Origin of the sequence: Methylophaga sp. UBA5088 (genome assembly GCF_002414625.1) — a bacterium.
Taxonomy (GTDB): domain Bacteria; phylum Pseudomonadota; class Gammaproteobacteria; order Nitrosococcales; family Methylophagaceae; genus Methylophaga; species Methylophaga marina.
Window position 1 is genome coordinate 6,316 of sequence record NZ_DIAC01000088.1, and the last position, 763, is coordinate 7,078.

Consider the following 763-nt stretch of genomic DNA (forward strand, 5'->3'; position numbering starts at 1 on the left):
TCTCTTTCGTTAGGCCAAGGCTTTAGTCGTTTATTGCATCTTGATTTCGCGCATAAGGCCGCGCCAAGCTGGTGACGTCATCAAAGGAGACTACCTATTTATCGGTGGGAGTTTAACCTGAAGACCTTTTCTTCTATAATCAGCGACTTTGTTTATCTGCTATCTGGAGCATGACCCTATGAATCTCGACCGTGTTGGTTCAGGCAAAAATTTGCCGACAGACATCAATGTCATTATTGAAATCCCTTCACATTCTGACCCTGTCAAATATGAAGTGGATAAAGAAACCGGAGCGCTTTTTGTTGATCGTTTCATGAACACAGCGATGTTCTACCCATGCAACTATGGTTATGTTCCACACACTTTATCTGATGACGGTGACCCGGTTGATGTGTTGGTGGTCAGTCCATACGCCCTAATCAGCGGTTCAGTCGTGAGCTGTCGTCCAGTGGGCATGTTAAAAATGACAGATGAGTCTGGCGAAGATGCCAAAATAATCGCCGTACCACACGATAAAATGTACGATGATGTTAACGATATTAACGATTTACCAGAGCGTTTGTTGAACCAACTTTCGCACTTCTTTGAACATTACAAAGATCTCGAAAAAAACAAATGGGTCAAAGTTGAAGGTTGGGTAGGTAAAGCTGAAGCGGAAACTGAAATTGTAGCCAGCGTTGAGCGTTTCAAATCAGCTCCTGTTAAACCACAATTTTAAATCTGACTGATTTACAATGATTCGGCGAGCTGATTAATCAGCTCG

At 42.9% G+C, this 763-nt stretch carries 1 protein-coding gene; it reads left to right on the top strand.

Annotated features, from left to right (window positions below; translation table 11 throughout):
• Positions 1-178 precede the first annotated feature (178 nt).
• Complete coding sequence (gene ppa / locus B4K20_RS11170) at positions 179-718, top strand: inorganic diphosphatase (protein ID WP_286304299.1); 540 nt, start codon at positions 179-181, stop codon at positions 716-718.
• The last annotated feature ends 45 nt before the right edge of the window (positions 719-763 follow it).